The 7,572-nt window shown below is 33.3% G+C and carries 6 protein-coding genes; all 6 read left to right on the top strand.

The annotated features are described in order from the left end of the window. Window positions 1-338 (top strand): DUF2345 domain-containing protein (locus tag B6D18_RS11750; protein WP_144063994.1); only part of this gene is annotated, 338 nt, incomplete at its 5' end. 2 nt (window positions 339-340) lie between these two features. Further along, window positions 341-1,231, top strand: a complete 891-nt coding sequence (locus B6D18_RS11745; protein ID WP_086364620.1) for a hypothetical protein — start codon at window positions 341-343, stop codon at window positions 1,229-1,231. A 56-nt stretch (window positions 1,232-1,287) separates the two neighbouring features. Further along, window positions 1,288-5,259, top strand: coding sequence for a toxin VasX (locus B6D18_RS11740; protein WP_086364619.1), 3,972 nt, complete (start codon window positions 1,288-1,290; stop codon window positions 5,257-5,259). 15 nt (window positions 5,260-5,274) lie between these two features. Continuing rightward, window positions 5,275-6,081 carry a DUF6708 domain-containing protein gene (locus B6D18_RS11735; protein WP_086364618.1) on the top strand — a complete coding sequence of 269 codons (807 nt, stop codon included), beginning with the start codon at window positions 5,275-5,277 and terminating at the stop codon, window positions 6,079-6,081. A 55-nt stretch (window positions 6,082-6,136) separates the two neighbouring features. Then, entirely contained in the window at window positions 6,137-6,943 is an 807-nt protein-coding gene (locus tag B6D18_RS11730; RefSeq protein WP_086364617.1) for a DUF6708 domain-containing protein, read from the top strand. Between the two features lie 55 nt (window positions 6,944-6,998). Next, window positions 6,999-7,572: DUF6708 domain-containing protein (locus B6D18_RS11725; protein ID WP_144063993.1), on the top strand; the 574-nt coding region annotated here is incomplete at its 3' end.

Raw genomic sequence — 7,572 nt, 5'->3', positions numbered from 1 at the left:
TCGGTCTATTTGCCCAACAATCAGGAATGAAAATCTTTGCCAATCAGGGGGATGTTGAGGTGCAGGCACAAAATGCCAACCTGAATATGGCCGCCAAGCAAGATATTAAAATAGACAGTGTCGATGGCCGTGTTGATTGGTCGGCCACAAAAGAGATGATATTAATGTGTGGTGGTTCATACATCAAAATTAGCAGTGCTGGGATTGAACTGGGCACGGCCGATAATGTTTACATAAAAAGTAATGCTATGCAAAAAATGGGACCTGCAACTCAAAACAGAACGATAACGCTAAAATCGAGTGAACTGAATGTTAAACGCTGTGCCGAAACGGATTAAAAATGCTGACTGAATTAAACAATCAAGATAACATAAATAAATATCGCTATTTATTAGTAGATAATTTAGTGGTACTTAATTCATTTAGTCCATTATCACGTGATTCATTATTAGAGCTATTTGGTGAAAAAAAACTGATCCAAGTATTACGTACAGATTTGGATTATGATCAAAGTATATGCCCGACACTTATTCAACTTGCTGATCCAAATGACTTTTTTGCAGATTGGATTCTTGATGAAATCAGCCAACAAGCCAAAATTGAATGTTTATGGTCTAAACGCTATATTTGTGCTTACATTATCTCAGATCTTAAACCGTCGGTACTGGCAAAACAACTAATTAAGATTGGCAATAATATCGCACAAACATTGCGTCAACCTTATTATCCTTTCTTTGAACCTTTTCGAATGCAATTTTTACACGAAGTAGCTTCAAAAGAAGACAATGCATGGCTAAAAGCACAATTTTCTCAAATTGAAAACTACTATTATCCATCCATTTATGGTGGCAAATTCATTCGTTTCACAGCTGATAACTCACTTGAAACGCCAATCAGTTGGAGCCCAAATTACTGTCAACGCTTAAAAAATTTCAGGATGATTCGAACTCTTGTTAATGCATGGTCAAATAACCGCTCACAATTTGATGAGCAAAAAAATATACCGCTTAGTGAAAATGTAATTTTACAATCAACAGAACTGGTTGAACAGGCTTATCAATTGGGCTTAACCGATGCTACTGATATCTTATTTTGGGGACTAAATGGATTAAGATATCATCAAGTTTTTACCGAACACCCACAAATATTTGAGCAAATTAGAAAAGCGCAACAAGAACCAGGCTCATTCTCAACACATGTTATTAATGCCAATATTAATTTTGAAAGCTAATCACTTTCTGATAAAGAATCGCAAAAACAGATTAAACCAGAATAATAGAGTGTAATATGGAAAAAATAAAAAAAATTGCTAAAGAAAATCAAAACGAAGCTAAAGGCAATTGTCTTGCTTGTGGTCGAGTCGGAATTCCGGTATTTTTATTGCGTCAAGCGGTTGTAAAAACTCAATCTTCGTTAACTAAAAGTATTGACCCCATTTATCAAGAATTAGCAGATTACACTAAAAACTTAAATTTTAACAATCGCAAACCAGAAATGGAATTAGAGTATTATAGCTACGTACTTCGTACTTTGCGTGATGGTTATGTCTATGTTATGCATCAACTTGATGATGATATCAATAGCCGAATATTTCATGTCTATGAATGTATTGAAGGGGCACTTAGATTAAGAAAACTTCATGAATTGACCAATACCCAGCCAAGACCGATATCACAAGCATGCAAAAATGCCTGTCATACCATTCCAGCATCATTTATTAATCTTGAAGAACATTATACTTATGTATGGGTAGCTTATTCGTCGCAACCTTGGAGCGAAAAAACAATCAATGATTATTTAAAACAACAAGATAGCAATATCTTATCCCGTTTTACAAAAATTAATATAAAACAATTTAAAGATTCACCCGTAGAAGCAACAGATAATCGTTCTGTACCATTTAAAGATATTTTTGGTAGTAATTATCAAGAATCTAATAATGATGACAGCAAAGTACTGGAGTTTCGTTTTGGTGAACAAGGTCTTAATAACTTTGAATCGGTACACTCTTTTATAAGTTTAAAAAATCAGAAACAAGAATATGCTTCGCATACCAATCAGCTTTACAAGGGGGGAAGACCGATATCTTGTGGCGTTGTATTGGAAGATACATTTGGTATTGCTCAAGAACTAAACTCACAGCGAATATCACAACTGCAAATTTTTATTAATCAAGAGGACGATAAGGATAACAAAAAAAACGAGCAGAATGATCCGCAATGCGATGTCTTTTCTCTAAAAGAAACAACACAGGTTTATCAAAAACGCGGTGAACAACTATATAATAAAGTTAATCCTATTTTAAAAAAACGGTTTAAGTATTATCAACCGGACATGTTTAAAAAACGCACTATTCTACAGATTATTGAGAACTACCGTACTTCGGTCGAAAATGCTTACGACACTGAAATAGCCAGGTTAGAAGAATGGTATAACTATATAAAAAGTATTGACTCTGCACATGATTCAGGTGATGGTTTTTTAGATAAAGCACAAAATAATATTGAAAAAGCCAAATCTGAAAAGGCCGAAAAAATAAAGGACATAAATGAACGGCTTGATAATAAAAAAATTACAGACTTCAAAGATGAATTGAAAATCGCTTTTGCTGATATTGAAAAATATTATCAAGAATGGTCGCAAGATTATTTTACTTATGCGCGTTGGTTGTTTGGTAATGCAAAATTCGTTTCAAAATTCAGTAATATAAAGCCAACTACGTTCAATCAAGTGCCGTTTTGGCAAAAAGAGTTTGATTTTTCTACCAATATCTTAGCCATCAACTTTATACAAGAAGTTGTGCAAATTCTGATTGATTCTAACCATGCGGAAGTCCATCTTGATGAAAGCAGTGCCCTTTGGGATGAATTACTAAGTAACCATAATAGTATTTATTATGTAATTGAGCATCAAAATAATCAAGGTATAAATCTTGATGCACTAGAATTTGTCAATTTAGATGATAATACCCAACTAACATGGCGCGAAGTAATCAGTAGATCAACGGGTTTGGTTTTAGCTTATAATGCTTATCAGGAAAAAAAGACTAAAAACACCCTAACCGACAAAGAAAAAGAACTGCAAAAAACGAAACAGCGTTTTGAAGCTGATATTAAAACTAAACAGAAAGAGATTGACGTTAATCAAAAAATGATCGACGAGAATCCATATGATCCAAAAAAACATGAAAAACTGTTAGAAATAAGAACGCAAAAAACTAAAGAACTTGAACAATTAGAGAAACAATTAGCATCAACCAACCAGCAACTTACCAAGATGGCAGAGGGAAGCAGTGTAAGTAGAAATGTAGGAAAAAATCGATATCTGCATGAACTTGCACTAAAAAAATACTCAATTTTAAGAACACATAAACAATTCCAACCTATTGAGCCTCGTTTAAAACAGCTTGATTCGCTTGTTTATTTAGGTGACATTGGTACCTATCCAGTTGAATTTACGAAAAAAGTTAGGCCGGATAAAATTCGACAAGTTCACGCATTATTAACTCAATTACAAGGAAGTTTATTCCGTAAAAACCCTTGGACCGGTCCAGAAATTACATTCTTAAAAAAATTTGATGTGCCAGATGCAAAATATGAAGTTGGTGTAAAAAAACCAGCAACCCACACGCTTAAATTCACGCTTTGCTTTCCTGATGAAACGAGTAAAGGCTTAATTGTTGATTTTTTTAAAAATAACGAGATTATTAATCCAAATAAATTTAAGGACTTTTTAGCAACTAACATGGTTAAATATGTCACTTTAGTCACTCGGCAAGCTAATTTAGAAAGTCAAATTCATACCAATAAAATAGAGACATCTACCAATCAAGAAGCGATTGACCAATCAAAACACAATAAAATTGATAAAGATGCTCGTATACAACATATTGAAACAGCTAATAATACGATCAATCAAGATGTAAAAAAAATAGAAAATATTGATAAAAATACAGAAATACTAAAACTACAAAAAGAAAATAATCAAAAATTCCAAGCCGCTAAACTTAACTATAGTGTTAATGCGGTAATGGGTGTTATCACCATGCTAAATATTTTAGATGATATTAAAGCATTGGACAAAATTGAAGAGGGCAAAACTCAAACACAGAAACTACGTCAACTAGGTATCGACTTAAGCTCATTAGCATTACTCAGTGTCGATTCTGTTACTATATACCGTGATATTAAATTAAGAAAGCAATTAGTAAACGCTGAATTAGCAACTGCAGCCAAAGCATCAGTGCCCGAAATTGAAAGTTTATTAGAATCAAACACAATGATCTCAAAATGCATCGCTAAAGCTTTTGCCGTTATTACTATAATGGAAGCGTTGAGTGAATTAAAAAGTGCTTTTGGTATGTGGAAGATGGAAGATAAAAGTTATTTTTATTCTAGATTATTTGGTTCTGTATGTTTAGGTCTTGGCGCTATATTTTTATTATCTCTTTCAACTTTATTTATAGGTATTGGATTTGTATTATTATTAGCAGCGACATTTTTAATAGATTATAGCAAAAAATATGATAATTTTACCGCTATCTATCACTGGCTAAACCGCTGTTATTTTGGTGCGCACAGTGAGTTAGCCTTTTTAGAGTATGATGCCTATCACGAAGAGCAACACTCTTTTATTGGCTTTGGCCATGCGATTAATGATTATTTGGTTGCAATCTCAGATATTAAGACATTTCTTATGTTTAAAAAACCAAACCATTATACCGGAGAGAAAATAGATCATAGGTATATCTATTTTTATTTGTATTACCCAGATTATTCATCTATTTCCCACAAATCCTTGCAGGCCTCAGTTCGCTTGTTCGGTAAAAATCAGCAAAGCAATACCGACTTTATTGAGTTGAATTTCAGTATCAGCGCCAGCAAAGTAAATAAACAACCTATGCCGAATGATAATATGCTTGTCGATACAAATAAAGATAAGGGTACTTTAAAAATTAGAGACTATGTTACCGCCCAAAAAAGTTATTTTGACAAGCATTATAATAATCAAAGAGCCCAAAATAGGGTATTGATAAGAGTATTACCAATCATGTTTAAAGATCCAGAAAAAGTTGAACTAAAAAGATCTGCTCCTAATCAGCCCAAGAGCGACTTAACAGTCATAACATGGATAGCTGGTACCTCTGTTTATGATCTGTTAAAAAGTTATCAAATCAGTATCTACCCCGATACGGCAGATTGTAACGAAATCCCATTGATAATTAACCGAGACAGTAATAAATTTCACGATGAAGAATAAAAAAGGAGAGTAATAATGCCATCAAAATACCGCCCCCAGATCATAGGTTGGATCGATGATTTAGATAAAATAGGCTATATATGGAAATTGCATGACGATCGGTTAATTTATGCTAATAATAATTACTGCGCATTTATTCGTAAGACATTTAATGATCAGATTTTTTATACATGCCTTTATTTTGTTTGTATTATTGGAACAATTTTCTTAATTGTAGGTATGGTTATGTTTATTTTTGGATTTGATCACAAACTGACATTAATTGGAATAATTGGTTTTATTACGTGTAGTTTTGCTTTATATCTATCTATTCCTGAATTTTATCAAAATGCATTTTCACGTCGTGGTAGTCCTATCATATTTAATCGTCAGACAGGTAAAGTGTATGTTAATGAAAGTTACTTTTTTAACATTAAAGTACGAAGGCACCCTAAACTATTTTTACAACCGAAAAAACGCCGAATACAAGAGTATGATTGGCATGATATGCATGGCGTTATTGTCCATAATGGTCCATATTTTGTCGCAACGGTATTAATGGTATGCCAACCCGGCACATATCAGGTTATTGACCATGTTATGTTAGATCCTGTGCGTGATTCTATAAGTAGAAAATTTGTCTGGGGTAGGCTCAATAGTTTTATGAAGTTTTATGAATCAGCAAATATAGATGACGGAAAATACAAAACAGCTGAAGAAGCGAAGTTTAAAAAGGATATGATAGAAGGTGACGGCTGGCCAGAATGGATGGTGGAAGCCTTTAATGCAACATCACTTGAAGAGTTAGCAGTAATTAAACAAAAATATAATATTAACCCATAATAACAAACTTAAGTAGACCGCAAAGGAATGAGGGAGAAGTAATAGGAGAACAAGAATGCCATCAAAATACCGCCCCCAGATCATAGGTTGGATCGATGATCTAGATAAAATAGCCGATATATGGAAATTGCATTACGGTCGGTTTATTTATGCTAATAATAACTATTGTGCCTTTATACGTAAGACATTTAGTGATCAGATTTTTTATACATGCCTCACTTTTGTTTGTATTATTGGGATGATTTTTTCAATTGTTATTATGGTTATGTTTATTTTTGGATTTGATCACAAACTGACATTAATTGGGATAATTGGTTTTATTACATGTAGTTTTGCTTTATATCTAATTATTCCTGAATTCTACCAAAATGCATTTTCACGTCGTGGTAGTCCTATCATATTTAATCGTCAGACAGGTAAAGTGTATGTTAATGAAAGTTACTTTTTTAACTTTAAAGTGCGAAGGCACCCTAAACTATTTTTACAACCGAAAAAACGCCGAATACAAGAGTATGATTGGCATGATATGCATGGCGTTATTGTCTATAATGGCGCACGTTTATTTGCAACGGTATTAATGGTATGCCAACCCGGCACATATCAGGTTATTGACCATGTTATGTTAGATCCTGTGCGTGATTCTATAGGTAGAAAATTTATCTGGGGTTGGCTCAATGGTTTTATGAAGTTTTATGAATCAGCAAATATAGATGACGGAAAATACAAAACAGCTGAAGAAGCGAAGTTTAAAAAGGATATGATAGAAGGTGACGGTTGGCCAGAATGGATGGTGGAAGCCTTTAATGCAACATCACTTGAAGAGTTAGCAGTAATTAAACAAAAATATAATATTAACCCATAATAACAAACTTAAGTAGACCGCAAAGGAATGAGGGAGAAGTAATAGGAGAACAATAATGCCATCAAAATACCGCCCCCAGATCATAGGTTGGATCGATGATTTAGATAAAATAGCCTATATATGGAAATTGCATGACGATCGGTTAATTTATGCTAATAATAACTATTGTGCCTTTATACGTAAGACATTTAGTGATCAGATTTTTTATACATGCCTCTATTTTGCTTGTATTATTGGGATGATTATTTTAATTTTGGGCATGGTTTGGTTGATTTTTGGATTTGATCGCGAAGCGACATTAATTGGAATAATTGGATTTATTCTTTGTAGTTTTGCTTTATATATAATTATTCCTGAATTTTATCAAAATGCATTTTCACGTCGTGGTAGTCCTATCATATTCAATCGTCAGACAGGTAAAGTGTATGTTAATGAAAGTTACTTTTTTAACATTAAAGTACGAAGACATCCTAAACTATTTTTACAACCGAAAAAACGCCGCATACAAGAGTATGATTGGCATGATATGCATGGCGTTATTGTCCATAATGGTCCATATTTTGTCGCAACGGTATTAATGGTATGCCAACCCGGCACATATCAGGTTATTGACCATGTTATGTTAGATC

This window comes from Gilliamella sp. A7 (genome assembly GCF_002142015.1).
Lineage (GTDB): Bacteria > Pseudomonadota > Gammaproteobacteria > Enterobacterales > Orbaceae > Gilliamella > Gilliamella apis_A.
The sequence above is the reverse complement of the archived record's forward strand: the minus strand, read 5'-3'. Positions and strand labels throughout refer to the sequence as shown.

Bases quoted from the DNA above. Each gene is read 5' to 3' on its own strand.
- B6D18_RS11730 (WP_086364617.1), top strand. From the start codon at position 6,137: ATGCCATCAAAATACCGCCCCCAGATCATAGGTTGGATCGATGATCTA.
- B6D18_RS11735 (WP_086364618.1), top strand. From the start codon at position 5,275: ATGCCATCAAAATACCGCCCCCAGATCATAGGTTGGATCGATGATTTA.
- B6D18_RS11745 (WP_086364620.1), top strand. From the start codon at position 341: ATGCTGACTGAATTAAACAATCAAGATAACATAAATAAATATCGCTAT.
- B6D18_RS11740 (WP_086364619.1), top strand. From the start codon at position 1,288: ATGGAAAAAATAAAAAAAATTGCTAAAGAAAATCAAAACGAAGCTAAA.